We start from the raw sequence: 26,963 nt of genomic DNA, 5'->3' as shown, positions 1-26,963 counted from the left end.
ACAGAATGTTTGCTGTCATAAAACGCCAAACGCCTTTTGATAAGAACTATTTAGCAGCGGCCTGAATTTTTTTTTGGTAGTCTCTTTATCTTAGAATACGCAATGACGACCTTTTCACAACGACGCCACAAACAAGGTCAGTTCTGTGATAGATTTTCCCGCATTACTAAAGGCCCTTACACTAAGGGGCATAGTTTTAGATAACGGCTCGGACCACTAAAACACAAAAGCCGTTCCGGAATCCCGGAACGGCTTTCTTTAATAATCTGTTTATGCTTAGCGTTTTTTGGCTTTTGCCTTGGCTTTAGAAGCTGTCTTTGCTTTTGCGGCGGTTTTGGCTTTTGCCTTCGGGGCCGGTTTCGCTTTTACAGCCGTTTTAGCCTTTGCTTTTGCTTTAGGAGCGGCCTTTGCCTTCGCGGCGGTTTTTACTTTCGCTTTGGGCGCTATTTTGCCCTTTGCTGCGGTTTTAGCTTTTGCCTTGGGAGCTACTTTTGCTTTGGCGGCAGTTTTAGCCTTTGCTTTAGGTGCTACTTTAGCTTTTGATTTTGCTACCACTTTTGCTTTTGCCTTTGGAGCTACTTTCGCTTTGGCAGCCGTCTTAGCCTTCGTCTTAGGCGCTACTTTGGCTTTGGCTTTTGTTACCACTTTTGCCTTTGCCTTCGGAGCTACTTTCGCTTTGACAGCTGTCTTAGCTTTTGCTTTAGGCGCTACTTTGGCTTTGGCTTTTGGAGCAACCTTCGCTTTGGCTTTAGGCGCTGCTTTTTTCGCGGCGGGTTTTGCTTTCACAGCAGCTTTGGCTTTAGCCTTCGGAGCGGCCTTGGCGGCTGTTTTAGCTTTCGCTTTGGGGGCGGCTTTTGCAGCGGTTTTCGCTTTTGCTTTCGGAGCCGCGGCAGTCTTCGCTTTTGCCTTCGGTGCAGCCTTTGCCGGCGCTTTCGGCGCGGCTTTAGCAGCAGTTTTTGCTTTCGGGGTGGCTTTCTTTTCAGGAGCAGCGGCTACCGGTGCGGCAGCAGGAGCGGCGGCGGGTTCATCGGTATCGTCATCATCCTCCTCTACAATATCCATCACCACTTCCACGCCTTCTTCTTCTTCTTCTTCCTCTTCTTCTTCCACTTCGGCCACGGGCGCTTCAGCGGCGGGGTCTTCAGGTTTTACAACCGGCTCCCATCCTTCGGTATTCCCTTCCCACAGTTCAATGATCTCGCGCGCGTGATCACCATTGTTCGGGGCGTGAATGATATGCGCAACCTTTCCTTCCTCATCTATCAGGAAAGTGGTGCGGTGCGTACCGTCGTAAGTACGGCCCATAAAGGTCTTTTCTCCCCATACGCCGTAGTCGTTGAGGATCGTATGGCTCTCGTCCACCAGGATGGGGAAAGGCAGCTCATACTTGTCTGCAAATTTTTTGTGGCTTTTTTCGTCATCCTCGCTTACCCCGATCACTGCATAGCCCTTTTTCATCAGTTGCGAGTGGTGATCCCTCAGGTTGCAGGCCTGTGTGGTACAGCCGGGGGTCATGTCGTGGGGGTAAAAGTAAAGGATCACTTTTTTTCCAGAAAAGTCGGCCAGCGAAACAGTATTGCCATGCTGGTCCAGGGCGGCAAATGCGGGGGCTATATCCCCTTCTTTGAGGTGCGTCATGGTTTTACTAGCGTTTAAACGGTAAAGTATATGTGGTTTGATTGTTGGCAATGTCAGTAACGGTCAACGTCAATGTATGGTTACCGGGTGGACAATGCTCATCAAAGTTATAAGAAAGTACATTACTTTTTCGCGATAACCTCAACCATTTTCCATCTAATTCCGCCCGGTAGGTTTTGATTCCATTGGCATCGTTCATGGAAAATGCGATTCTCGCTGTTTTTGAAAGGTTTGCGTTTGCCTTGATGGCACCCAGCACTGCGATGCGCGGAGCAGTGGTATCAACTGTAAGATAAAAATCCCCCAGGTCGCGGAAGGTGCCTTTGAACCAGCCGTTCTCCGGAACAGCCGCGGATACGCTTTCTCCCAGGCCTTTCCGGATGATCACCATTTTATCCTGCCACTCCAGCGGTACGGGTTTGGTGGGCCTGATGCGCAGTCCGAAATTAAAATGGACCGGCACCAGCGCGGTATGCAGCCGGTAGGTGTTGGAAAATGCCGTGGCATTGGGCAACTCCAGGAACCGGAAACAGATCTCGTCGTACAGGCTGCCTTCTTCGAGGAAAAACTCCACCTGGTTGTTTTCAAAGATATTCCGGCTTTCCGCGTACATGCGGTTTGCGCAGGTGGGCACCGGGGCGGGGCCGCTTTCCTGCTGCAGCGTCAGTTTCACGTCGGAGGCGTTTCCATAAGCGTCCGTTACGCGGATGGTCACGGGGTGGGGCTGTTTGTCGCTCAGGTCTATGACGCCGTCCCCGGTGCCGTCCTGGTAAATATCCAGGCGGTTGCCCGGCAGGGCAAACAGCAGCTGCACATAAGGCCCGCCGCCCTTTTTCAGTTTGTAATCGATGTGCGCGTTCAGGTAACGGGTTTCGTCGTAGCCGATATTGTCCAGCTGGAACCCGCAATCCATCTGTCCTTCACGGATCAGCATGGCTTCGTAAATGCCGTTCGGGTTCGCGGAATTGCTCTGGCGGTCCAGCGCGCTGAGGCCCAGGCCCACCCTGTTCGTGGAAACCTTTACCAACGGCCTGGATGCCACGTATTCACCGGTCTTGGTGCGTTTTACGGGAATGGTGACGGGCGTCTGTTCGTACAGGCTGCGCGTCCGGTCGTATATCACGATACGGGATATTTCCGGCGCCCGCGTATCGGGAATGCTGAAGCCGAAAAGCATCGGGTTCAGGGGTTTCTCGGTTTTGGTATCCCTGATCTCGAAGTGCAGGTGCGGCCCGGCAGAGCCGCCGGTGTTGCCGCTCCAGGCTACAAAATCACCTTTTTTGACGGGGAACAGGTTCGGGGGGATCACCAGGTCCGTTGCCCAGCTTTCCGTTTCGTATTGTTTACGGGTCAGGTACTCGTCCAGCAGGGGATAAAACTTGTTCAGGTGGGCGTATACGGTCGTGTAACCATTCGGGTGAGTGATGTACAGCACGTTGCCAAAACCCAGGTGGCTCACGCCCACACGGCTCACATATCCATCCGCCGCCGCATGTACCGGCAGGTTCTCCCGCTGCTGGGTCTTCAGGTCCAGCCCGGAATGGAAGTGGTTCGGCCGGAGCTCACCGAAATTCCCGGCCAGTTCTATCGGCACATTCAGGGGATTTCTGAAATATCCTTTCGGGTAATGCTTTTCCTGGAGATGCTGCGCTTTAAGCAGGGTTGGTAACAAAAGCAAGAGTACGATCGATCTTTTCATCCTGCAAATGTAATAGTTATGCGGTTTTAGCAGATCATTTTAGCCGGTTCACCATGATTTAACATATTTTTTTCGGGCAGGTTATGCGTTTTCGTTAATTTCCGAACTGCTAAAACAAATCTTATGAGCTATCCGATTCAAGAGATCCAGGGGATTGGTCCCAATTATGCAGGCAAACTGACAGGCATCGGCATCAATACCGTGGCTAAATTGCTGGAAGACGGCGGCACCAAGTCCGGCCGTACCAAACTGTCCGAATCCACCGGCATACCGGAATCACTGATACTTACCTGGGTGAACCATGCTGATCTTATGCGCATCAACGGCGTGGGCGACCAGTTTGCCGAACTGCTGGAAGCAGCCGGGGTAGATACCGTGAAGGAACTGCGCAACCGCAATGCCGAAAACCTGCACGCCAAAGTATCCGAGCTGAACGCCGCCAAAAACCTCAGCGGCAGGGTGCCCTCCCTTTCCGAAATCCAGGGGATGATAGACCAGGCCAAAGACCTGGAGCCTGTCCTCACCTATTAAAATAAAAAAAGGGACCGGCGTGTGCCCGTCCCTTTTTAAACTTGCTGATATCAACCTACAACTGTTTTTTAATTTCACTGATCAGCTCTACAAACTTACGATCTGCGCGAATCTCTGGTTGCCATGCAAGGCCCAGTTCGCACAGGTCGTATTCTTTTTTAATGGTAGCCCCGGCCTTCCCATCCTCATTGCCCAGTATCCACACCGTGTCCGCCACGGCGGTGGCATTTTCGATGTCGTGGCTTACAATGATGAGCGTGTTGTGCTCGCTGAGGGTGGATACCTTCAGGAGCAGCTGTATCACTTTGTCCACCATCAGGATGTCCAGGCCTGAAAAAGGCTCGTCCAAAAGGATAAATTTATTGCCGGTCAGTACCTGCTGGATAATGCTCACGCGCTGGCGCTGGCCGCCGCTCAACTGGGCGGGGTATTTGTTCAGGTGCTCCGTCAGCTCAAAGGTCTGCGCATAATCTTCGATGATACGTTTCTTTTCCTCTTCCGTGAGCTTCACGTCCGCATTGTCCAGCCCTATTTTCAGGTTGCGGTAAATGGTGCGGTGGTTGAACAGGATGTAGTTCTGCGGTACGATGCCCACCTGTCCCGCCTTGACGGGATGCTGGTCTTCCCCGATCCTTACGGTCCCTTCCGTGGGCTGTATCAGGCCGGACAGGGTTTTGAACAGCTGCGTTTTACCGATGCCGCTCCGCCCTATCAGCGCCACTACCTGGCCCTGATGCACACCTTCCCGCACGATGTCGTGGATCTTGAAGTTCACGTCGCGCAGGATCTTTTTTTCGCCGTATTGCAGGTGGATGTTCTCCGCGCTCAGCAATACCTTGTTTTTGCTATATGCGTTCATCAGCGGGTATGCAGTTTAGTGTAAGGGAATAGCCAGTGGCGGAAAAGCCCCAGGATAAAGTCGAAGAAGATGCCCAGCGCAAAGATGATCACAAGCGTGCCGAACACGATGTCCAGCTGCACGTATTTGTTTGCTTTGATCAGCATCACGCCCAGGCCGCCCTGGCTCATGCTCAGGCCTTCCACGGAGGTGATCATCAGCCATGCAATGGCAAAGTTCTGCCGCATTACTTCAAACACCTGGTCCAGCCGGCCCACGATGATCACTTCCCAGAGGCTCTGCCAGCTGTTCATCCGCAGCGTGGTGCACAGCTCAAACTCCTGTTTGTTGATATCCGCGATCACACCCAGCAGGGTGGTCACAAAAAACGGCACAATACCGAATATCAGCAGGCTCAGCTTCAGCTGCCCGCCGTTCTGGGTCAGCAGGGTGAACAGGAAGATGAGACCGGTCAGCGTCAGGTAACGGCATTTGATCACGAACCGCGCGATGGGCTGGAAGAACGGGACGATGGAAAGGTAGCTGATAATAAGCGCGATGACGATGGAGATCAGCATGCCTTTTACTGTCAGCGTAATACTGGCAAACAGGTTGTCAATAAAATCAGGCATCGTGAAGATGGTGCCGATGGCTTTCAGCACCTTGTCCGGCGTGGGGATGAGCCCGCCGCCGCTCAGCTGCCACACCAGCAGGGCCAGTGCGGCCTCCGCTACCAGCAGGATGGTCATGGTCCGTTTGTCCAGCATCCGCAGCGGTTCAAATATTGCTTTGAGTTTATTCATGAAGCATGATTATGACATTGCCGGCTGTACGGATACAGCCGGCAATGGAAAAGAAAGATTAGTTACCCAGTACGATCTGCACACGGCGGTTTTTCGCGCGGCCGGCCGCGGTGCCGTTGTCTTCTTCAGGTTTGGATGCGCCAAAACCTTTGGATTCCAGCCTTGCAGCCGCCAGGCCTTTGCCCTGCAGGTATGCTTTCACTGATTCAGCGCGGTCGTTGGAAAGTTTCATGTTGGCGGCATCGTTACCCACGTTGTCCGTGTGGCCATAGATACCCAGTTTCAGACCTTCCGCTACCACGGCGCTTTTCAGGATGTCGTCCAGCACGGCGTAAGATTCAGGTTTGATGACGGAACTACCGGTCTCAAACTGTACCTGTACGGATTTGGAAGACACTTCCTTGGTGATCTCGGCAGCGTATTGCTCCTTGATGGCCGTACCGGTAAGCAGCTCGGGGTGATTGCTCACTACGGAAGCCAGGAAGGATTTGTCCACCACTTTGTTGTACACCGGGTAAGAAGGCACCAGCTCAGGGTACATTTTTACGAGGATGTCGCCAAAGGTGCCGTATACGATCTTGTAACGGTCCAGCTTGTCGTCGCCCAGGCCGAACATGTTCGCGGCATCCGCCAGGTTGTAGGCCATGGAGCCGCCGAGGTGTACGTTCACGCCCTGCGCGTCTTTTTCTTCACCGCCGTTGTAATATTTCAGCCAGTATGCACCGTTCTGCTCGTTGTACACTTTCGCGGATACATCGGCGGCGAACGCCTTGGCATCGGTGAAGGAACGTACCTGGTCGCCGGCCTGCGCCAGCGCCATGATCAGGTTCTCGATGTCTGTACGGTGGTCGTTGGCGAACTTCTTGATGGTGATCGTGATGTTCGGCATCTGTGCGGCGTATTCACGGGTGGTGGCGATGTTGATCAGGCCGCCTTTTTTCTGCGCGATGTTCACGTCGCCGGGCGTCCAGGTAGCAACACCGTCCACGCCTACAGTCGTGTCTTTCGCGATCTTTTTACCGTTTTCGATGATCTTGCGGCTTTCGGAATAACCGGCAATGTATTTATTGGCGGCGTCCAGGAAGTCGTTTGCAGCGATCAGGTTGATGGCGTTCCTGTCATAGGAAGTTTCATCAGGGTTCACGCGCAGGCCGTTGTCGCCTGCCCATTTCACGAGGATGTTCATGTCGCCGTCGCGCAGTACGCAGGCTACTGTTTTACCCTGTGCGCTTTTCGGGTCCACCTTCCATTCGGCGGGTCCCATCAGCTTGTCTTCGCCGTAGCTTTTACCCATGGAGTAAAACGCAATCGGCTGGTATTCGGGGCCCAGGGGCTCCAGTTCCTTTGCCAGCGCGGCGAAGAACATCGGCATACCGTCGCCCATAAAAGAAGCGAATACGCCGGTGGTGTTCGGGTTCGATTTATAATCCTGTGCAAATTTCACCATGTCCGCGATAGATTTGTTACAATCGTCCTGGCGAACTACTTCGATCTGCATGTTTGCTTTGTCTACCAGTGAGCCTTTGGTGGTTTTTGCACCGCCGTTGGCATACATCAGGGGGAACTGTGAGTTCCAGGCCATGATCTTCCAGCTCACTTTTGTACCGCCGTTCGCGGCTTCTTCGGAGCCGGGGAGCTCCAGTTTGCTTGCATTTCCGGTAAGGGATGCTTCAGGAGCATCGGGCAGGCTCACTTTACCGATCTCGGTAGAGGCCTTTGCTTCCTGGGGGCGCTTGTCCCACCAGAGTACTTTTGCTGCGTAGATACCGCCGAGGATCAGGACGATGCCCAACACCTTACCGCCGGGTTTAACTTTGATTGCCATAATTGGTTTTGTTTTACAGGTTGTTTGAATGATCGTTTATACGTTTCAGTTATACCGCCGGGCACACCATTGGCTAACCGTTGTTTCGTTGGCTGTTTGCTTATCTTATCAATCCAGGAGATTATTATAATTATCCGTGGGCACAGTACCGGGTTTGCGCGGGGTATTGTCCGGCTCCCATTTTTGCACGTCCAGTTTATAGGTCGTGTCCGGATCATAACTTTCCAGCATCTGGAGGCCCTGCAGCTCGTAGGTAGCGTTGTCCAGGTCAATGGAGCGCATAAAGTCCGTAGAGTAGTTGATCGCCTTTTTCATGCTGCTGAGTTTGGTAGCGATGTCTTCCTTCAGGAATTCCATGCTCTGTTCCACCATCAGTTTTTTCTCGGGGTCACCGTTGAATATCTTCAGGGCAGAGCTAAGGGCTTTGTTGCCGGAAGAAACGGATTTATAAAGATCCTTTTTCAGTTCCAGTTCGTTGCGCGCATCTTCTATCATGTACCCGGAGTTTTTGTGCACCTTGGTAAGGTAGTCGCCGATGCGGGCCAGGTTGTCCCTGATGGGGGTCAGCTGCTGGATATATTCCTTGATACGGGCTATCTGGCGGGTGGCATTGCCCAGCTCGGGCAGCATGTTGCTGCTCTGCGCGGCTTTTGCACGGCTCATCAGCTGGGCCATATCTTTTTCCTTTTCATCGATCTTCATATCGATCTTTTCTTTCTGCGCATCCACGTCTATAGACTGTTTGTACAGTTTTTCGCGCTGTTCTTCCATATCGCCGATATAATCTTCGGCAATGAGGAAGGGGTCCAGCTCTATCACCACGCCTACGAGTTTTTTCATGATCCACTCATAAAGGTAAAAGAGGCTCAGGCGCAGCTTGCGGTGCGTGACGCAGTAGAGGAATACGCCCAGGCACACGAGGGCGATGCCGAAGTTCAGGGTGTTCCACACCACTTTGGTGAGGATGGGGATCACATAATACCCGACCAGTACCAGCAGGCCGAGACCGATGAAGATACCGAACTTGCCACCAGGGCGGTTCCAGTAAGATTTCAGTTTTTGTCCTGACTCAGCAGGAAAGTAATTTGTTTCCATACAGGTTAAATAGATGTTTGAATTTTCTGAATGTCGGTTGAAATTTTATTGATCATGGCGTCGCAGGCGATGTCGTACCCCTGGCGGCTGGCGGCGATCTTCTGTTCGTGGGCGGCCGCTTGGTCCTTCAGCTCTTTCATGGACGCCTGCGCTTTGTTGATCGCCTCCGTCAGTTCCTGGATCTTTTTGGAATTTTCCGCGATGTCCTTTTCGAACTGTGCGATCTGGTGCACGCGGCCTTCCACTTCCCTGGCGGCCTTGTCATCCGCCGCCTTGTCGAACTCGGCGCGGTCTTTTTCCACCATGGTTTTGTACTGGCCCGCGGTTTCGAGCAGTTTGTCCCGTGTAAGCCCCTGGATGCTGAGCGTGGCGAATACGGCGCCGATGCGGGCCTTTTCGTCCGGCACGTGCGCTTCCAGCGTTTCCATCATGCGCCAGAACTCGAAATAGTCCGGCCCTGGCAGGTTGCTGCTTTCAAAAAGGCGCGTAAAGTGCTGGTCAAATTTGTCCAGCTCTTCGTCGCTTAGATTGGCGGCGGCCTGTTTTGGGCTGCTCAACGGGAATTTCTGGGCAAGGTTATCCCTGGCGGGCGTGCCCGGATGCTGCGGTTCATTGGGTTCGAATTCCACGAAAAGACCCAATGCCTTCTTAAGAAAGTTAGCCATTGATAAGATTGGAAGTTTAGGTAATAGTCGGGTATACTAGCTTTACACAGGTATTGTGTAAATATATAACTAAAGGCGGAGCGGAGTATGTGTTTGCCGCAGAGGCAGTGTCTACATCGTAGTAATTATTGTAGGTGTAAAATTACACATTTTCCCATACATGTCAAATTTCAGGGCTTCGTAACGCCCTGGTTTTAATTGAAAATCAATAATCCAGGGGCATCCTTAACGAAAATCCATTACCCCGGGGGCCTGCGCATTCGAAATTTTATACCTTGGAGGCACCGGAATTAGTGGTTAACTATTTTTTTCAATTAATTTAGACACCGCAAAAAGTACCCATGTCTATAAAGGTTTCGCAGCTTACCAAGCTGTATGGAGAGCAAAAAGCAGTGGACGGCATCTCATTTGAGCTGCGGAAAGGCGAGATAGTGGGCTTTTTGGGGCCCAATGGCGCCGGGAAGTCCACCACTATGAAGATCATTACCGGTTACCTGCCTCCCACCGAAGGAGAGGCGGCCGTTTGCGGCTTCGACGTGCTTAAAAGCACCATGGAAGTGCGCAGGCGCGTAGGTTACCTCCCCGAAGCCAATCCCCTTTACCCGGATATGTACATCCGGGAATTCCTTGAGTTTTCAGCCGGTATGCACAAGCTGGGCGCGCAAAGCGGGCAGCTGATCTCCGATATGATCCGCCGCACGGGCCTTACGCCGGAGCAGCATAAAAAGATCGGCGCCCTGTCCAAAGGGTACAAACAGCGCGTAGGCCTGGCCCAGGCGCTGCTGCACAACCCCGAAGTGCTGATCCTGGACGAGCCTACCTCCGGCCTGGACCCGAACCAGCTGGTGGAGATCCGCCACCTGATCAGGGAGCTTGGGCAGGATAAAACCGTGATGCTCAGCACCCATATCATGCAGGAAGTGGAGGCGATGTGCAGCCGGGTGATGATCATTAACAAAGGAAAGATCATTGCGGACGATGCCATCAGCGCCCTCCGGCAGGGGGCCAGCGGTTATATTCAGGTTACTTTTGGGGAAGCCGCCACCGTGGAAGAACTGGAACAGCTGCCCGGGGTGACCCGCGCAGTGGCCGCAGAAGGGCATGTATGGCGGTTGTATACCCAGGACGCGGAAACAGTACGCAAAAACCTCATGCAATTCTCTTTGATAAATAACCGGAACATCCTTTCTTTGCACAGCAATTCGCAGTCGCTGGAAGATGTGTTCAGGGAGTTGACAAACTAGTGGTAAAGCAGGTGGGGGATGACGCCCGCCGGCGGATCGGATTCACTTTTTCTTACATTTTACAATAAAAAATTTTACCCATGAGTATCATTTCAGAGATCCATGCCAGACAGATTTTAGACAGCCGCGGCAATCCCACGGTGGAAGTAGACGTAACCACGGAAGACGGCCACGTAGGCAGGGCCGCAGTGCCATCAGGCGCTTCCACGGGGAAACACGAAGCGGTGGAGCTGCGTGATGGTGACAAAGGTGCATACCTTGGGAAAGGCGTGATCAAAGCGGTGACCAATGTAAATGAAGTGATCGCGGACGAGCTGATCGGCTGGGACATCAGCGACCAGGCTGGCGTGGACAAACTCCTGATTGAACTGGACGGTACCGAAAATAAAGCCAAACTGGGCGCAAACGCTACCCTGGCCGTATCCATGGCCGTAGCCAAAGCAGCATCCGAAGCATTCGGCCTGCCCCTGTTCCGCTACCTCGGCGGCGTAAACGCTACCACCCTCCCTATCCCCCTGATGAACATCGTGAACGGCGGTGCGCACGCGGATAACAAGATCGACTTCCAGGAATTTATGATCGTGCCCGTAGGCGCCGATTCATTCTCTGAAGGCCTCCGCTGGGGCGTGGAAATCTTCCACCACCTGAAATCCGTGCTGAAAAAGAAAGGTTACAGCACAAACGTAGGCGACGAAGGCGGTTTTGCTCCTGAGATCCAGAGCAACGAAGAAGCCATCGAAACCGTACTGCTGGCTATCGAAGCAGCAGGCTACAAAGCGGGCAGCCAGATCGGCATCGCCCTGGACGCAGCCAGCAGCGAGATGTATAACGATAAAGACAACACGTACAAGTTCTACAAAAGCTCACAGAAGATCATCTCCAGCGATGAGATGGTGGCTTACTGGACAGAGTGGACCAAAAAATACCCCATCCTCTCCATCGAAGACGGTATGGCGGAAGATGACTGGAACGGCTGGAAAAAACTGACCGAATCCATCGGCTCCACCTGCCAGCTGGTAGGCGACGACCTGTTCGTAACCAACGTAAAACGCCTGAAACAAGGTATCGACCAGCAGATCGCGAACAGCATCCTGGTAAAAGTAAACCAGATCGGCACCGTGACTGAAACCATCAACGCGGTATCCATGGCGCACAAGGCGGGTTATACCTCCATCATGAGCCACCGTTCCGGCGAAACCGAAGATACCACCATCGCGGACCTCGCTGTGGCGCTGAACTGCGGCCAGATCAAAACCGGATCCGCCAGCCGTACCGACCGTATGGCCAAATACAACCAGCTGCTCCGCATCGAAGAAGCACTGGACAGCAGCGCGTTTTATCCGAAAAATTCAATTAAATTTGGTAAGAAATAATATCCGGATTACGGCGTTTATTTTTTAGTGGTCAATACAACTCATTCAGGGTACCGTTTATGCGGTACCCTGATCTTAAAACCCGGCGAACATGGAAACGAAGAAGCGATTTAAAGTGCCTGCCTGGCTCCGCAACAAATACATTGTAGCGGGTATCCTCTTCCTTGCCTGGCTCGTGTTCCTGGACCGCCACAACTTCCTCGCCCAATACGAGCTGTATTCAGAAGTGAACCAGCTTGAAAACCAGAAAACCTTTTACCAGCAGGAAATAGAACGTGCCCGGCAGGACCAGTACGAACTGCTTTCCAGCCCCGAAAAGCTCGAAAAATTCGCCCGGGAACAATACCGGATGAAAAAGGACGATGAAGACCTGTTTATCGTGCCCGTACCCCCCAAAACCAATTGATTCCCTAACTACCTGACTTTCAACCCACTCGTATTGTTAAAAAATTGCTGTTTTGAAAAAAATAGCTTAAATTGACAATACTATCCAGCCATTCTTCGTTATTTAACTGTTATCGTTTATTTGCAACAGACGTTGCCGAGAACATCCATTTAAACTAACAATCAAACGCATGAGCAATTTTACACTCCCTGTTTCTACTCCTAACTGTGCTGTAACCGACCCGGAAGGGAAACATATGCAAGAGAATACCGAATTAGCCCGTGAAGAGGAAAAGCTGCACCTGCAGACCTTACAGATATTGAACAAGGTTCAATATTCCCCCCGTCCGTCAACCCTCGTGGCCATCTTCGATTATGCGCAAAGCGTAGAGGAAGAGCGCCGGTTTTAGTATTTTGCAGGCATGACCAAAAAGGAACGATTCCAGTTCGTAATAGACTGGTTTGAAAAACATGCCCCCAATGCTGAAACGGAACTGATGTACGACAATCCCTACCAGTTGCTGGTAGCCGTGATCCTGTCTGCCCAATGCACGGACAAACGCGTGAATATGACCACCCCGGCCATCTTCGAAAAATACCCGGACATCCCCGCACTCAGCAAAGCGACGTTTGACGACCTTTTCCCGCTGATACGCAGTATCAGTTACCCGAACAACAAAACAAAACACCTCATCGGCATGGCCAATATGGTCATGGAGGACTTCAATGGTGAAATACCGGAGACGGTGCCCGAGCTGGTAAAACTGCCCGGCGTGGGCCGCAAAACGGCCAATGTGATCACCAGCGTAGTGCACCAGCAGCCGAACATGGCCGTGGACACACACGTGTTCAGGGTGGCCGCCCGCATAGGCCTTACCACCAACGCCAAAACGCCCCTGCAAACCGAATTGCAGCTCATCAAAATGATCCCCGAAGAAAAGATCTATATCGCCCATCACTGGCTGATCCTGCACGGCCGGTACATCTGTGTGGCCCGTAGCCCCAAATGCGGGGAATGCGGCCTGAGACCCGCCTGCAAATATTACCAGCAGCTTATCAAGGCGTATTAGTTTTCGTATAAGCGTTGCCGCCTCCCGTGGTACTCTACGGCATCGCGCGGGGTTGAAGCAACATTTCGTACAGCCGGTGTTACATTTCTTTGCAGCGGCTTGCGAAACGGCAATTTTCACGTTGCGGGCTGAAAGGTTTTTCATTATCTTGAAAGATCAAAACCCTCCACGACGTGAATAACAATACCAGATTCCAGCTATCCTTCATGATGTTTCTCCAGTACTTTATCTGGGGCGCATGGTATGTATCCATGAACAGTTATATGGTTGCCAATCTCGGCTCCACCGGCAAACAGATCACCTATGCCTATGGGGCGCTGGCCGTAGCCACCATGATCTCCCCCTTTTTTGTGGGCAGGATCGCGGACCGTTATTTTTCCGCGCAAAAGATCATGGGCGCGCTGCACCTCGCCGGCGCGGCATTCCTTTTCCTCGCCACCGTTACAACGTCCAATCCTCTTTTTATAGGCATCATCCTGATCTATTCGCTGCTGTATATGCCTACCATCGCGCTGAGCAACAGCGTGGCATTCCAGCAGATGAAAGACCCGGCCAAGGAATTCCCGGTCGTTCGTATGCTCGGCACCGTAGGCTGGATCGCGGGCGGCCTGCTGATCGGCAACCTGGGTATCGAAAAAACGGCCAACATCTTTTATATCGCCGCAGCGGCCAGCCTGCTGCTGGGCCTGTTCAGCTACAGCCTGCCCAATACGCCGCCGCAGGGCGCCGCAGCCACTACCGGCAGCGCCATCGGCACGGAAGCGTTTGTATTGTTCAAAAACCGCTCTTATCTCGTATTTTTTATAGCCGCCGTGCTCATCTGCATCCCGCTGAGCTTCTATTACAGCTTTGCAAACCTCTTCCTCAACGAAGCAGGCATGGAAAACGCAGCCGGGAAAATGATCCTGGGACAGATATCCGAAGCCTTGTTTATCCTCGCCATTCCTTTACTGCTCAAAAGGATCGGGGTGAAAAAGATGCTGCTCCTGGGCATGATCGCCTGGGTATTGCGTTATATCCTGTTCTCCTACGGGGACAGCGGGGCCAACCTCTGGATGCTTTACGGCGGCATCGTCCTGCACGGTATCTGTTACGATTTCTTTTTTGTGACCGGCTACCTGTACACGGAAAGCAGGGCGGGCGACAAGATCAAAAGCGCCGCGCAGGGACTGTTCACCTTTGCCACCTACGGGCTGGGCATGGTGATCGGCAACTGGTTCAGCGGGATGGTGGCGGACTTTTATACCATCAACACCGTGCGGGACTGGCAGGCCATCTGGATGATACCGGTATACATCGCCGCCGCCGTGCTGGTGTATTTTATCATCGCCTTCAGGGACAAAAAACCAGTCTGAAACATATAAAAACACCTAATTATTATGGCGAAAATTGCAATGCTGGGCTCCGGCTTTATCGGGCGGTTCTATGCTGACTCACTACAGGGGCAACGCAGCAGGGACAAGATCGTGAGCATCTACTCACGCAGGGAAGAAAGCGCGAAGAAGTTTGCAGCGGATTACAAATGCGACCACTGGACCACGGACATGGAAGAAGCCATCAACCACCCGGACGTGGATATGGTATGTATCTCCCTTCCCAATAACCTGCACGAAGCGGCCGTACTGGCCTGTTGTAAGGCCCAAAAAGCCGTGATGTGCACCAAACCCCTCGGCCGCAACGCCGAAGAAGCCAAAAGGATGATGGATGCCGTGGAAAAAGCCGGCATCTTCAACGGTTATCTTGAAGACCTCGTATACACGCCCAAATTCCTCAAAGCCCTCGCCTCCGTGAAAAGCGGCGCGCTCGGCCGCATCCTCTGGGCCAAGTCCCGGGAGACGCACCCCGGCCCGCACAGCGAATGGTTCTGGGACAAAGAGCAGGCCGGCGGCGGCTGTATGCTGGACCTCGGCTGCCATTGCGTGGAAATCGCCCGCAGCTTTATCGGCAAAGACATCAAACCCATTGAAGTGATGTGCTGGTCGGACACGCAGGTGAAACCCATCGATGCGGAAGATCATGCCATCGGCCTGGTGAAATATGAGAACGGCGCCATCGGCCAGTTTGAAGTAAGCTGGACCTTCCGCGGCGGCCTGGACCTCCGCGACGAGGTGATGGGCTCAGAAGGCACCATCTGGCTGAACAGCTTCCTGCGCACCGGTTTCGATATGTTCACCACCGGCAAAGGCGCGGATTACGTAGCGGAAAAAGCCGAAAGCAATACCGGCTGGCTGTTCCCCGTAGGCGATGAACTGAACGAGCTGGGGTATAATCATATGTTCGCCGATATGTTCAACGCGGTGGAAGAAGGCCGCGCTCCGCAGGAAACCTTCTACGACGGTTACATCGTAAATGCCGTGCTGGACGCCTGCTACCGCTCCTCCGCCTCCAAACAGTGGGAACCGGTGAAGCTGGATGTATGGCGCGGAAAAGAAGGCGTGGAGAAAGAAAAGCCGCTCACCAGCTACAACGAGCAGTTCTACCTCATCAAGGAAGAAATGACCCACTTCGGCAGCCAGAAGCTGATACTGAAAGATAAAAAAACAGGGCAGATCGTAGAGAAAGTGATCTGATTCCCTTTAAATATTGCAGGAAAGCCGGCCATTGCGCCGGCTTTTTTGTTTACAGTAATTTATATTCTACCGGGTTGTCCGGGCAGGGCATGATGCCGCATTGCAGGAAAGTAGTGATAGCATTGGCCACGGCGAGAACGATAATAAACCAGAACACAAACTGCTGGAAGCCGGTGAGCGGCATCACCCGGCTGTCGCGGAACTGGCGGTTGTAAAGCATCAGGCAGGCAACGACAATAACAGTAACAATAAATATCAGCAATGCCCAGGTGTACACATGCAGCCCGAGAACGGGCGAGCCATAACCCGTGGGCTGGCCCGCCACCGGCACAATGTGCAGCAATACCTGGCGGATAGATACGGCGGCGCCAAACAGCGCGCTGAGGATGGCCATCGCGTAATGCGCGGGCCGCAGCCCGAAACGGACATTCATCAGCAGGCCGAAAGCCGCTCCCAGCATACCGATCCGTTGCAACAGGCACAAAGGGCAAGGCAGCTCATGCAGCACAAACTGGAAAATATATGCGCCCGTAACTACGGCGCCCAGCCCGAAAGCCCCGATGGCATTCACATTCCGCATTTTACCGGTCCCTTTCATAAGTTGATGTTTATGGGGTCAGAAATGTGGAAGATGAACCAGCATACGGAGAGTATCAGCAGCAGGAAAAAGCCGGCAACAGCAAACGTGTAATTTCCCTTGCGGGCAAATAACATGGACAAGGCCAATATCAGAAACAATAGCACCATCATAAGCGGCTATATTTTATTCAGCAGGTGTGTGCTTAGCGGCGGCGGAGTAAACAGGCTCTATATGCATTAAACAACATTCAAGAGCGAATGTTGCGACTATTTGTATTCCAGTAGTTTGAACCAGGCTTTCCCGAGCTGGTGGTTGATCTCCACTTCCGTCAGGCGGCCTTTGTCGTACCGGTAAATATTTTTCTTCCCTTCGGGCATCAGCAACGCGTAACGTTTATCAGGCAACAACTTTACCTCCAGGAAGCGGCCCAGGGTTTCGGAATACACCCGTTTGACGTCGCGCGGCTCATTAAAATAGAGATCACTCACGCAGAAAGTGATCTGCGGATCGGTTATCACGGATTTTTTATCGCCTTTGCGGAGAACAGTATATCCTTTTTCTGTCTTTTCGGTCAATGTTTCCTGTTCGGTGGACAGGCGGGTAACCCTGGAGCGGGAAAGGATATCGTGATGATATTCCGCGAGTATGTCCAGCTCCATACGCTGGAAAAACTTGGATTGCACCCGGCTCTGAATACTGATCTTCCTGTTATTGCCGGAGGTTTCCTGTTTTACATTCAGCTGCCCGATGGCATTGTTGCCATACCTGATCTCATATTTGCTGGTCTGCCCGTCTGCCGGAGCAGCAGCCAGGAAAGGGATGATCCCGCATAAAAGGATCAGGGCTGCCCGTATCAAACCGTATGTTCTGAGGGTACTGTGCATGGCATGGGTCGTTATATTACGTATAGCAATATACGAAAATAGCAATTACCAGCTACGGCAGTGATGCCCTAACCGGCAATTGCTACTCCCGGATAATTATAATAACTCACGGATCTTCGCCACCAGCTCACCTTTCGTGATGGGCACACCCATGATCTTGTTATAACCCTGGGCGGGGATGAGGAATTCGTCCCGGATGATCCGTATCAGCTGACCGTTGTTGATCTCGGGGATCAGGACATGGTCGTAGCTGTGCAATATTTCTTCCAGGTTTTTAGGGAAGGGGCGCAGGTGGCGCAGGTGTGCGTGGGCCACCTCGTGACCTTCCGCCAGCAGTTCCAGCACGGCGCTTTTGATCGCTCCGAAAGTGGAGCCCCAGCCCAGTACCAGCACTTTCCCTTTTTCAGGACCTACTTCTATTTTCTGTAACGGAATATGGTCCGCGATCTTATCTACCTTTTCCTGGCGGATCTTCACCATCACCTGGTGATTTTCGGGATCGTAGCTCACGTTTCCGGTAATATTCTGTTTTTCCAGCCCGCCGATCCTGTGTTCCAGGCCGGGGGTGCCGGGGATGGCCCAGGGGCGCACCAGGTTCTCGTCGCGCTGGTAGGGCAGGTAGGTGTCCTCGCCTTCGTCCAGCCCTTTTTTGAACTTCACTTCGATGGCCGGCAGGTCCGCGCTTTGCGGGAACTTCCAGGGTTCGGCGCCATTCGCGATATATCCGTCACTGAGGAAGATCACCGGGGTCATATGCCTGATGGCGATCCGGAACGCTTCAAAAATGCCGTCGAAGCAGTCCGAAGGGGTGGATGCGGATACGATCGGCATGGGGCATTCCCCGTTGCGGCCGTAATATGCCTGTAAGAGGTCTGATTGTTCCGTCTTGGTGGGAAGACCGGTGGAGGGGCCGCCGCGCTGGATGTCTATGATCAGCAGGGGGATCTCCAGCATCACGGCCAGGCCCATAGCCTCGCCTTTCAGGGCCATACCGGGGCCGGAAGTGGTGGTCACCCCCATGTGGCCGCCATAAGAGGCGCCAATGGCGGAGGTGATACCGGCTATTTCGTCTTCCGCCTGGAAGGTGCGGATACCAAAGTTTTTGTAGCGGCTCAGCTCATGCAGGATGTCCGAAGCCGGGGTGATGGGATAAGTACCGAGAAAAATGGGCAGGTCCGCCTTCTGGGAGGCCGCGATGAGGCCGTAGGCCAGGGCGGTGTTCCCGGTGATGCTGCGGTAGGTGCCGGGCTCCATACGGGCTTTTTCCACTTTATAACGGGTGGAGAAGGCCTCCACGGTGTCTGCAAAGTTGTAACCGGCCTGCAGCACTTTCAGGTTGGAGTCCAGGATGTCCTGCTTTTTACCAAATTTTTCGGTGAGGAAGTTCACCGTGCTCTGCATATCACGGTCGTAGAGCCAGTACAGGAAGCCGAGCACGAACATGTTTTTGGCGCGGTCTTTTTCCTTCATGCCCAGGCTGGTTTCCTTGAGCGCCTCGCGGGTCATCTTGGTCACATCCATGGTATGAAGCTGGTAATCAACGAGTGAGCCGTCTTCCAGGGGGTTGATGCCTTCCGGGTAATTGGCCAGGCGGAGGTTCTTGGAATCGAAGCCGTCTGTATTGGCGATGATGATACCGCCTTTTTTCAGGCCTTTTAGGTTGGCTTTGAGGGCCGCGGCGTTCATGGCTACGAGCACGTCGCAGGCATCGCCTGGGGTGAATATGCGGTTGGAGGAAAAATGAAGCTGGAAGCCTGAAACGCCGGGCAGGGTCCCTTGCGGGGCGCGGATCTCGGCGGGGAAATCAGGGAAAGTGCTCAGGTCGTTGCCGATGAGCGCGGTATTATTGGAAAACTGGGTACCTGTCAGCTGCATCCCGTCCCCGCTGTCTCCCGCGAATTTTATCACTACATCCTCTATCTGTTGTATCGTTTTATTGGACATTGACTGTTCTTTATTGATTAGGTATATATAAGTCTGTAAAATTAGGGAATCAACCGTAAAGTTCCTCCCCCTTCATCGCGCAAAAGTACACAAACCCGGTAGACTTTTCTTAAAATTTCCTGTAATTCAATACTGGCAAGGGATAGAGGACACTCCGGAGGCTTACTGTTGTTTGTTTGGCAACATATTTGTTGGTATTAAGACCGTGAGAAAAAGTCTTACACCATGTTCTTTGCATATTGCCTCAAACCATTTGTCAGTAAGGTTTTACCTTATATAACAGGCATGGGCACACGAAAACTACTTATTTAAGTAATCCGCTGAAACCCTTAGTGTTAAAGCTTCTTTAAAGAAATGTTAAATGATCACATTTTCGTGTTATGGCATGGTAATTGCAAAAAACTGAGAGAAGACAAGCTTTTCATCAACATTTAAAAACTATCCTTTATCGAAAACATCATTACTTGAACCATTCTTTATTATTAAACCTTTTAAAAATTGTATGCTATGAAAAAAGCAAAATTAAGCCTGTTAGCAGTTGCGGCCGTAGCTTTCGGCGCATTCGCCTTCAAAGGATTTGATGGCTCTATTTCCGGTAAAGTAGTACCCGCTGACGGCGCTACCGAAGCCTGGGCAGTGTCTGGCACGGACACACTGAAAACAGCCATTGCTGACGGTGCATTTTCATTCGCCGCTGCAAAAGCAGGTACTTACACCGTAATCGTTGACGCAAAAGAACCGTTTAAAGATGCAACTATCACCGACGTGAAAGTTGAAGACGGTAAAGCAACCGATCTCGGTGAAATCAAATTAGCGCAATAGTTGGTTTTCATAGGGGTTAATCAAGCCGGGCTCTGATCCATTCAGAGTCCGGCTTCTTTTTTTGGGCATGCCCGGGGCTTTTTTTAAAGGCATCTAGGGGTGCCCTTCCCTTTTCCCGTCATTTTAGGGAAGTCATCATTGTGGCTTACCCCCTAAAAACACTTTGATATGAAAATGACGGTTAAACAAGAAACGATTTTCACGTACAGCGGCCTCAGCGTGGGCCTTATCCTTTGCCTGCTGGTCATATTCGGCATGATCCTCACCGGCTGCGCCCACGAAAATGTATACGGCTCGGGCCGCGTAATTACAGAAGAAAGACCGGTGGACCGGTTTGACGAGGTCACCATTGAAGGCCCCGTTGAAATTCATATAAAACAAGGTCAGCAGCTGCCCTTAAAGGTTGAGGCTGAAGACAATGTGATGCGCATCATCGAAACGCACGTGAACGGCACCACCCTGCGCGTAAAGATCCGTAACGGCGTGAATCTCAAGCGGTACCGCCCCATTCACGTGTATCTCCAAAGCGAAACCTACAAAAAGATCACCTTTTCCGGCTCCGGTTCGCTTACCGGGCCAGATACCATCAGGACCAGCAGTTTCACCTACGAGATCAACGGCAGCGCGGATGCGGACCTGAAGCTGGATGCGAACGAAGTGCGGACGTATATCAATGGCTCAGGCAACCTGCGGCTGGAAGGGAAATCCAACGCATGTTTCTCTGAGATCAACGGCAGCGGCGACCTGCATGCCCCGGACCTCATGACCTCCACCGCGGATATCCATATAGACGGCTCCGGGAGCCAGACCATCTGGGTGACGGACCGCCTGGACGCAAGGATCAGCGGCAGCGGCAACATCCGTTACAAAGGCTCGCCCGGCACGGTAAACACGCGCATCGCCGGCTCAGGGAAGGTAATAAAGTTATAGGCCAATATATTTCATGAAAGCTATTGCACTACTGTCACATCCTGCTCCCGCCATGAATGTACATGCGGAAAACCAGCATAAAGGCTATTTTTGCACCATGCCCGAAAATGCACGGTTACAAAGCCTTTTGCAGGAAGATGAGCGCCAGTTTATGGAGGCGCTTTTCAAAACATATTTCCCCCTCGTCTGTAAGTCCATCTACCGGCTCATCCCGGACATGGCCACTGCGGAAGACCTGGCGCAGGAAGTTTTTATCAAGATATGGAACCGCCGCGACCAGCTGAACGAGGTGTACTTCAAAGCATACCTCCACCGCGCCGCGGTGAACATGGCCCTTGACCATATAGACAAAAACAAACGCCGCGGAGGCACCCACCAGGAACTGAGCCCTGCCGTGGAAGACCTCCGCACCACCGCCCCCACCGTGCACGTGAAAGAAACGAAGCAGCGGATCAGGGAAGCGGTGGACCAACTGCCGGAGAAATGCAGGGAGATATTTATCCTGAGCCGGTTCGAAGAAATGAGTTATAAAGAGATCGCACAACATCTGCAACTCTCCGTCAAAACGGTGGAAAACCAGATGATAACAGCACTAAAGAAATTGCGGGTATCCCTGAAAGAATTCCTGGAATGAGCCGCAGCCCTTTATATCAACCTGAAAGAAAGTTTAAACAGATAATCTTCGTAATAGCATCAAGCATGTTGAGCAACGATCATATTGACACACTGATTGCCCGGGAAATCGAGGGAGAGATCACCGCGGAGGAGATGGGGCAGTTACAATCCTGGCTGGAAGCAGACCCTGCCAACCAGGCCTACTATGAATCCCTGAAAGATACCTGGGACCTGGCCGCCGGGGCCTGGTCCGAAATGCCAGAGCCCGATGTGGAACGCAACTGGCAAAGGTTTTCCGAAAACCTTACCGCACCGGCGCCCCTCCGTGTAGTGACCCGCCGCAGCTCCTGGTGGCGTATGGCCGCAGCGGCGATCGTGATAGTAGCCGCCGCCGGCCTCACTTTCACCCTGATACAACGCAACAAGGAAACGGTGCTGACCGCTGATAACGGCAAAAAGACCTTTACCCTCCCCGATGGCAGCAAGGTATACCTGAACCGGAACAGCCAGCTGGCCTACAACGGCAGCTTTGGAGACGATAACCGGACCGTGCAGCTGAAAGGCGAAGCCTTTTTTGACGTGGCCGCCGATGCAGCCAATCCCTTTATCGTGGCCGCCGGCGCCTCACAAACCAAAGTCCTGGGCACTACCTTTGTGATCAAGGCATACGATGACAAACCCGTACAGCTGGATGTGGTAACCGGAAAAGTAGCCTTCTCAGGCAAAAAAGGCGATAATGGCGCGCTGGTGCTCACCGCCGGTCATACCGCCATCTTGCAGACCGACAAAGAACCGCGGCAGATCCAGAATTCCGATCCTAATTTTATGGCCTGGAAAGAGAACCGGCTGTATTTTAGTAACGTGCCCCTGTACAAAACGCTCAGCGCTATAGAAGCCTACTTCAACATACGCTTCATTGTATCGGACCCCTCATTATTAAATCTCAACTATACAGGAACCTTTGACGATCCCGCCCTGACTGAAGTGCTGGACGTGATCTCCAAAACAGCGGAAGTAAAGATCAGCGAAGAAGAAAAAGACGTGTACAGAATCAGCCGGTAAAAATCTACCTACCAGCTCTGCAAAGGCTTTTATTATAATGGAACAATCCCTGTGTAGCAGTACACAGGGATTGTTCCATTATAAGGTGCCTCCGGAAATATTGCGGGAAGTTATGGTGCTGCTTACTAACGGGCAAAAAAAATCCGGGTCTGTAAAAGACCCGGATCGTAATATGGATAGCTATCTATTCTTAAGCGCCGCCCAGTTTGCATTTCTGCAGCACTTCCCATGATTTGCCGTTGTGGCGCAGGAAGTACAGGTTGTTCACTTTGAAAGAAGCTGTGTATTCTTTGTTTTCGTACTCAGGCCATGCTTTTTCGAACTGTGCATCTTCAAGGTCTTTGAAGGCTACGGTTACGTGCGGCGTAAAGCCGGTACGTGCCAGCATGGTGCTGAAGCCGAATTCTTTCCTGAGGAAGTTGATCAGCTGGCGGTGCATTGCGCTCATCGTCTCGCTTTTCTCCACATTGATGAAGAGAACGCGGTTCTGTTTGTTCGGGAATGTACCGAAGCCGTTCAGTGTTACTTCGAAAGGCGCCTGTGTTTTGGCGAATTCGGTCAGTTCTTCACAGAAAGCTCTTTCCAGGCTGGGATCCGCGGTGAAAGGCACCTGCAGAGTAATGTGCGGGAGTACTTTCAGTGCGTACAGCGGGCCGTACTGTTCTGCGAAATCCTGTTTTATTTTGATGATCTCTTTACCTACTTCGGCTGTGGGCAGAAGGGCAATGAAATAGATCTTATTATCTGGTTTGGGTGCGCGGTTAAAGCCACCGGGCCTTCCCTGGCTGCGCTGGAAACCTCCGCCTCCACCGCCACGGTTGAAGCCTCCGCCTCCGCCGCCGCGATTGAAACCTCCGCCGCCACTGCCGCGATTGTAGCCTCCGCCACCGCCGCCGCCACGGTTGTAACCACCGCCGCCACCGCCGCGATCGTAACCACCACCGCCGCCGCCACGGTCATATCCGCCGCCGCCACCACCGCGATCGTAGCCACCGCCACCACCGCCACGGTCGTATCCGCCGCCGCCACCGCCGCGATTGTAGCCGCCACCACCGCCACCGCGGTCGTAACCACCACCACCACCGCCGTATCCGCCGCCACCGCCGCGGTCATAACCACCGCCGCCGCTGCCACCACGGTCGTAACCGCCGCCGCCACGATTGTAGCCGCCGCCGTCTCCGCCACGGTCACGGTTGTAACCACCACCATCGCCACCACGGTCGCGATTGTAGTCACCACCACCGCCGCCACGGTAACCGCCGCCGCCGCCTTCGTTGCGGGGAGTGTAACCACCGGTTTCACGGTTGTATGCGCCTTCACGGTTAAAATTGGGACCTTCACTTCCCGGGTTGCTGTTGTTCATGCCGCCGCCACGGGGAGTATAACCACCACCGTCTGTACGGGGGCGATAACCGCCTTCACGTGGAGTATAGCCGCCATCAGTACGCGGGGGACGGTCTTCGTCTTTGCCAAATTCGGGTTTCTTGGAATAACCGCCTTCCTGGTCTTGGTTGGGTTCTTGCTGATCTCTGTTGTAGCCAGGAGAATACTTTCGGGGGCGTTCGTTTCTCTCAAAATTCATCTTACTTGATTAAGCGTGTTTGAAGCAATTTTCAATGATTTCATAAAAATGAAATTCACCTACTTGTTTAGGTTTTATAATCTGGGCGCCGGTGCGTTCACCCGCATAACGTCGGGATAATTAATCGTATCTGTCTGAATACAAAATACCGGCTTCCGTTTAATACTTATTTCTCTAACATTTTTCTCGGAACAGCAAAGATAATTTAGCGCCGCTTGCATTACAATTTTTTCGCGGAAATTTTAAAATTATACCTCTCAGCCATCTCGACAGGAAATTTAAGGTAGTTGTTTATGGTTAACCGGAATCTCATCCTAAAACCGCTTATAGGGCTACCGTTAATAATACCTGGATTTGTCATCATGCCTTGGATTCACCTGAATTTTTCAACATGAGTAAGTTTTTCAATTCTTATTCATAGCACCAGGATAAATTGTCTTTCATCCGCGCCAGTGATATTACTGTAGTGGCACCCACACAGTGCCAGCCGCTGTTCAGACTCTAATATACAAAAAAATCCGGTGTATCTGGTTAAGCCTCCGGGCAATATTAAGACAATAGTACCAATCTGTTCGTTAATAATTTGCAAAAATCGATGAACGGCGGACTTTTTTTCAAAGATAACGGGATGTCAACGATATGGCATCGCGGGGAGATGGTTCCCTGCTCTCCCCGCAGCTCTGCCTTAAGTTATTGAAATTCAATTACGTATATTACCTGTCTCCATCCAGCAGGTTTCCAAGCCCGCCCAGTATGCTGCCTTCTTCTTTTCTTGCGCCGGTGCCGTAAGCCAGTACCCTGCTTGCCAAACGGCTGATCGGCAGGCTCTGCAGCCACACTTTTCCCGGGCCTCTCAGCACCGCGAAAAACAGGCCTTCGCCACCAAACACCATGTTTTTCACCCCGCGGATAAACTCGATATCAAAGTCTACCTGCTGGGTATACGCCACCACGCAGCCAGTATCTACCTTCAAAACTTCCCCGGGCTGCAGCTCTTTTTCTATTACATAACCGCCGGCGTGTACAAACGCCAGGCCGTCGCCTTCCAGCTTCTGCATGATAAAACCCTCGCCGCCGAAGATGCCGGTACCCAGCTTGCGCTGAAACTCGATCCCCACATTTACGCCGCGCGCGGCGCAAAGGAAAGCATCTTTCTGGCAGATCACTTTCCCGCCCAGCAAACGCAGGTCCATGGGAATGATCTTGCCGGGGTAAGGCGCGGCAAAGCTCACGCGTTTTTTCCCCTGGCCCGTATTAGTAAACGCGGTAATGAATAGACTTTCCCCCGTGATCAGGCGTTTGCCGGCGCTCATCAGCTTGCCAAAAAAGCCCTGCTGCGCCCCGGAGCCGTCTCCAAAAAGGGTTTCCATTTTGATTTCCATGTCCATCATCATAAAGCTGCCGCTTTCCGCTACAGCACTCTCCTGAGGGTCCAGTTCTATTTCTACTATTTGCATCTCCTCACCGTGAATCCGGTAGTCGATCTCGTGATTTTTAAGCATAGGTTAAATTGCCTTTTAAGAAGTAGCAAGGTACGAATTTGGTCATTTCACCCGAACGGATTTTTTCATCAACTGTTCAAGCAGCGGCAACATCACTTCCGCCTGCCGCATAAAGCCCAGGTCCGTGAGATGCACACCGTCTATCGTGCCCTCGTGATCATGCCCGGTCAGGTCGGTGGCGGGCAGATAATACAGTTGTTTATACCCCTCTTTTTTCAGTTTCGTATAGGCTTCCCGGATAGCATCGTTTTTATCTTTTGAAACCTGGGCAACTTTCTGATCAAAATATCCATGCTCGCGGATCGCTGCTTCCACCAGCAAAATGGGCACTTCCGGGCGTTTGTCCAGCAGGTGTTTGATAAAAGGGTAAGCTCTTGTTCTGATCTCCTCCGCAGACGGGTTCGGGATACAATCCAGTACAAACACCTTCGCGGGCATGGTAGCCAGCAGCTCCGCCACAGGGAATTCCATCTTTCCGTTCCCGCTGAAACCAAGATTGATAAACTCCCAGCCGGTCCTGCGTTGCAGGATGGACGGGTAAGCCATGCCTGGCCGGCCCGCGGAAGCGCCCTGTAAAATGCTGGAACCGTAAATCACCACGCGGCGGGTGGTATCAACCGCCGGCTTTTCTATCCGGGAAAGGGTTGCACCGGGCGCCACGCCTATTTCCAGCGAGGTCACCTGGTTGTAGGTAGGCAGGTATAGCAGGAACTCTTTCATGGTGGTATCCATGTTGGCCACCAGCGGCCCGTTATTCAATGTGTCTTTATCACCCGGGCGGCCTACGCCGCACCATTGCCAGCGGCCTTTGTTCAGGCAATAGAGGTCCAGCCCGCTATGGGCGATGGGAGAAATATTGGTGTAAAACATTCCCCTGATCAGTTTCCAACGGGCGTGGATATACGGGGAATTGGTCCGGAACAGTACGGCAATGCCCGCGCTGTGCGTGCTCAGGTATTTCACCGCGTCGGTCATGGGTTTGGTCTGCACCGTGTCCAGCCTTACATACACAGGGTTTGTAGGCAGCCCTTTGCCGATGAACTGGAAATTACGGGCGTCCGTGTAGACGGGTCCTTCCTGGGCAAAGGCGCAGGTAGTACAGAGTAGCAGTAGAAAAAATAATCGCATGGGTAATTGTTTTCAGGTCCGTGAAAAATAATAATAATTCCCGGCAGATTCTATTCCGGCTGGAGGAACGGCAAAGCTGTTGCGGACGGGCATAAAAAAAACCGTCCCGAGGAATCGGGACGGTACTTGTTAACCTACAACTGTTACACTGTTTGCTCTGATTATTAAAAGAAAAAACA

Annotated in this window: 26 protein-coding genes; 12 read left to right on the top strand and 14 right to left on the bottom strand. The window is 52.4% G+C overall.

What is annotated here, in order from left to right; genetic code table 11:
• Positions 1-276: 276 nt before the first annotated feature.
• Positions 277-1,638, bottom strand: a complete 1,362-nt coding sequence (gene bcp, locus EG028_RS27705; RefSeq protein WP_185096820.1) for a thioredoxin-dependent thiol peroxidase — start codon at positions 1,636-1,638, stop codon at positions 277-279.
• Between the two features lie 7 nt (positions 1,639-1,645).
• Positions 1,646-3,337, bottom strand: a complete 1,692-nt coding sequence (locus EG028_RS15120) for a M23 family metallopeptidase (RefSeq protein WP_120517027.1) — start codon at positions 3,335-3,337, stop codon at positions 1,646-1,648.
• Positions 3,338-3,460: 123 nt separating this feature from the next.
• On the opposite strand from EG028_RS15120, the gene EG028_RS15115 reads away from it, so the two are divergent.
• Positions 3,461-3,868 carry a DUF4332 domain-containing protein gene (locus EG028_RS15115; protein ID WP_120517028.1) on the top strand — a complete coding sequence of 136 codons (408 nt, stop codon included), beginning with the start codon at positions 3,461-3,463 and terminating at the stop codon, positions 3,866-3,868.
• Positions 3,869-3,923: 55 nt separating this feature from the next.
• Here the strand turns inward: EG028_RS15115 and EG028_RS15110 are convergent, their stop codons facing one another.
• From EG028_RS15110 to EG028_RS15090, 5 genes are all read right to left on the bottom strand, one after another.
• A complete protein-coding gene (locus tag EG028_RS15110; protein WP_120517029.1) occupies positions 3,924-4,727 on the bottom strand; it encodes an ABC transporter ATP-binding protein in 804 nt (267 codons plus the stop codon).
• On the bottom strand, positions 4,727-5,509 hold the full coding sequence (locus EG028_RS15105; protein ID WP_120517030.1) for an ABC transporter permease: 783 nt from the start codon (positions 5,507-5,509) through the stop codon (positions 4,727-4,729). The genes EG028_RS15110 and EG028_RS15105 overlap by 1 nt, the downstream gene beginning before the upstream one ends.
• Before the next feature lie 58 nt (positions 5,510-5,567).
• A complete protein-coding gene (locus EG028_RS15100) occupies positions 5,568-7,334 on the bottom strand; it encodes an OmpA family protein (protein ID WP_120517031.1) in 1,767 nt (588 codons plus the stop codon).
• A 108-nt stretch (positions 7,335-7,442) separates the two neighbouring features.
• Positions 7,443-8,429 (bottom strand): PspA/IM30 family protein, encoded by a 987-nt coding sequence (locus tag EG028_RS15095; protein ID WP_120517032.1) that lies wholly within the window; start codon positions 8,427-8,429, stop codon positions 7,443-7,445.
• A gap of 5 nt (positions 8,430-8,434) precedes the next feature.
• Positions 8,435-9,094, bottom strand: coding sequence for a kinetochore Spc7 family protein (locus EG028_RS15090; protein WP_120517033.1), 660 nt, complete (start codon positions 9,092-9,094; stop codon positions 8,435-8,437).
• A gap of 341 nt (positions 9,095-9,435) precedes the next feature.
• Here EG028_RS15090 and gldA point away from each other — a divergent pair, with 341 nt between their 5' ends.
• The 7 genes from gldA to EG028_RS15060 all read left to right on the top strand — a co-directional run bounded on the left by gldA (position 9,436) and on the right by EG028_RS15060 (position 15,735).
• On the top strand, positions 9,436-10,338 hold the full coding sequence (gene gldA / locus EG028_RS15085; protein WP_120517034.1) for a gliding motility-associated ABC transporter ATP-binding subunit GldA: 903 nt from the start codon (positions 9,436-9,438) through the stop codon (positions 10,336-10,338).
• 80 nt (positions 10,339-10,418) lie between these two features.
• A complete protein-coding gene (eno, locus tag EG028_RS15080; protein ID WP_120517035.1) occupies positions 10,419-11,711 on the top strand; it encodes a phosphopyruvate hydratase in 1,293 nt (430 codons plus the stop codon).
• Between the two features lie 91 nt (positions 11,712-11,802).
• Positions 11,803-12,117 carry an FtsB family cell division protein gene (locus EG028_RS15075; RefSeq protein WP_120517036.1) on the top strand — a complete coding sequence of 105 codons (315 nt, stop codon included), beginning with the start codon at positions 11,803-11,805 and terminating at the stop codon, positions 12,115-12,117.
• 235 nt (positions 12,118-12,352) lie between these two features.
• Positions 12,353-12,505 carry a hypothetical protein gene (locus EG028_RS27700; protein ID WP_162946495.1) on the top strand — a complete coding sequence of 51 codons (153 nt, stop codon included), beginning with the start codon at positions 12,353-12,355 and terminating at the stop codon, positions 12,503-12,505.
• A 12-nt stretch (positions 12,506-12,517) separates the two neighbouring features.
• On the top strand, positions 12,518-13,165 hold the full coding sequence (gene nth / locus EG028_RS15070; protein WP_120517038.1) for an endonuclease III: 648 nt from the start codon (positions 12,518-12,520) through the stop codon (positions 13,163-13,165).
• Positions 13,166-13,338: 173 nt separating this feature from the next.
• Positions 13,339-14,520, top strand: coding sequence for a nucleoside permease (locus EG028_RS15065; protein WP_120517039.1), 1,182 nt, complete (start codon positions 13,339-13,341; stop codon positions 14,518-14,520).
• A 24-nt stretch (positions 14,521-14,544) separates the two neighbouring features.
• Positions 14,545-15,735 carry a Gfo/Idh/MocA family protein gene (locus EG028_RS15060; protein WP_120517040.1) on the top strand — a complete coding sequence of 397 codons (1,191 nt, stop codon included), beginning with the start codon at positions 14,545-14,547 and terminating at the stop codon, positions 15,733-15,735.
• A 49-nt stretch (positions 15,736-15,784) separates the two neighbouring features.
• On the opposite strand, the gene EG028_RS15055 is transcribed toward EG028_RS15060, so the two are convergent.
• The 4 genes from EG028_RS15055 to EG028_RS15045 all read right to left on the bottom strand — a co-directional run bounded on the left by EG028_RS15055 (position 15,785) and on the right by EG028_RS15045 (position 19,143).
• Entirely contained in the window at positions 15,785-16,333 is a 549-nt protein-coding gene (locus tag EG028_RS15055; protein ID WP_120517041.1) for a disulfide bond formation protein B, read from the bottom strand.
• Complete coding sequence (locus tag EG028_RS28085) at positions 16,330-16,449, bottom strand: DUF5993 family protein (RefSeq protein WP_394364023.1); 120 nt, start codon at positions 16,447-16,449, stop codon at positions 16,330-16,332. Before EG028_RS28085 ends, EG028_RS15055 begins: the two co-directional genes overlap by 4 nt.
• Before the next feature lie 132 nt (positions 16,450-16,581).
• Entirely contained in the window at positions 16,582-17,199 is a 618-nt protein-coding gene (locus EG028_RS15050) for a DUF6134 family protein (RefSeq protein WP_120517042.1), read from the bottom strand.
• A 96-nt stretch (positions 17,200-17,295) separates the two neighbouring features.
• Positions 17,296-19,143: a 2-oxoacid:acceptor oxidoreductase subunit alpha gene (locus EG028_RS15045; protein WP_120517043.1), complete on the bottom strand. Its 1,848-nt coding sequence runs from the start codon at positions 19,141-19,143 to the stop codon at positions 17,296-17,298.
• Between the two features lie 507 nt (positions 19,144-19,650).
• Here EG028_RS15045 and EG028_RS15040 point away from each other — a divergent pair.
• The 4 genes from EG028_RS15040 to EG028_RS15025 all read left to right on the top strand — a co-directional run bounded on the left by EG028_RS15040 (position 19,651) and on the right by EG028_RS15025 (position 22,572).
• Positions 19,651-19,965 (top strand): carboxypeptidase-like regulatory domain-containing protein, encoded by a 315-nt coding sequence (locus EG028_RS15040; protein WP_120517044.1) that lies wholly within the window; start codon positions 19,651-19,653, stop codon positions 19,963-19,965.
• Between the two features lie 168 nt (positions 19,966-20,133).
• Positions 20,134-20,895, top strand: a complete 762-nt coding sequence (locus EG028_RS15035; RefSeq protein WP_120517045.1) for a head GIN domain-containing protein — start codon at positions 20,134-20,136, stop codon at positions 20,893-20,895.
• Positions 20,896-20,908: 13 nt separating this feature from the next.
• On the top strand, positions 20,909-21,529 hold the full coding sequence (locus EG028_RS15030; RefSeq protein ID WP_120517046.1) for an RNA polymerase sigma factor: 621 nt from the start codon (positions 20,909-20,911) through the stop codon (positions 21,527-21,529).
• A gap of 65 nt (positions 21,530-21,594) precedes the next feature.
• Positions 21,595-22,572 carry a FecR domain-containing protein gene (locus EG028_RS15025; RefSeq protein WP_162946497.1) on the top strand — a complete coding sequence of 326 codons (978 nt, stop codon included), beginning with the start codon at positions 21,595-21,597 and terminating at the stop codon, positions 22,570-22,572.
• Between the two features lie 190 nt (positions 22,573-22,762).
• Here EG028_RS15025 and EG028_RS27895 read toward each other — a convergent pair whose 3' ends face one another.
• The 3 genes from EG028_RS27895 to EG028_RS15005 all read right to left on the bottom strand — a co-directional run bounded on the left by EG028_RS27895 (position 22,763) and on the right by EG028_RS15005 (position 26,784).
• On the bottom strand, positions 22,763-24,154 hold the full coding sequence (locus EG028_RS27895; RefSeq protein ID WP_241559123.1) for a 2'-5' RNA ligase family protein: 1,392 nt from the start codon (positions 24,152-24,154) through the stop codon (positions 22,763-22,765).
• Positions 24,155-24,867: 713 nt separating this feature from the next.
• On the bottom strand, positions 24,868-25,656 hold the full coding sequence (locus EG028_RS15010) for a TIGR00266 family protein (protein WP_120517048.1): 789 nt from the start codon (positions 25,654-25,656) through the stop codon (positions 24,868-24,870).
• 42 nt (positions 25,657-25,698) lie between these two features.
• Complete coding sequence (locus EG028_RS15005; protein ID WP_120517049.1) at positions 25,699-26,784, bottom strand: SGNH/GDSL hydrolase family protein; 1,086 nt, start codon at positions 26,782-26,784, stop codon at positions 25,699-25,701.
• Positions 26,785-26,963: the final 179 nt, after the last annotated feature.

The sequence above is a fragment of the Chitinophaga barathri genome (assembly GCF_003807585.1).
GTDB classification, from domain to species: Bacteria; Bacteroidota; Bacteroidia; order Chitinophagales; family Chitinophagaceae; genus Chitinophaga; species Chitinophaga barathri.
The sequence above is the reverse complement of the archived record's forward strand: the minus strand, read 5'-3'. Positions and strand labels throughout refer to the sequence as shown.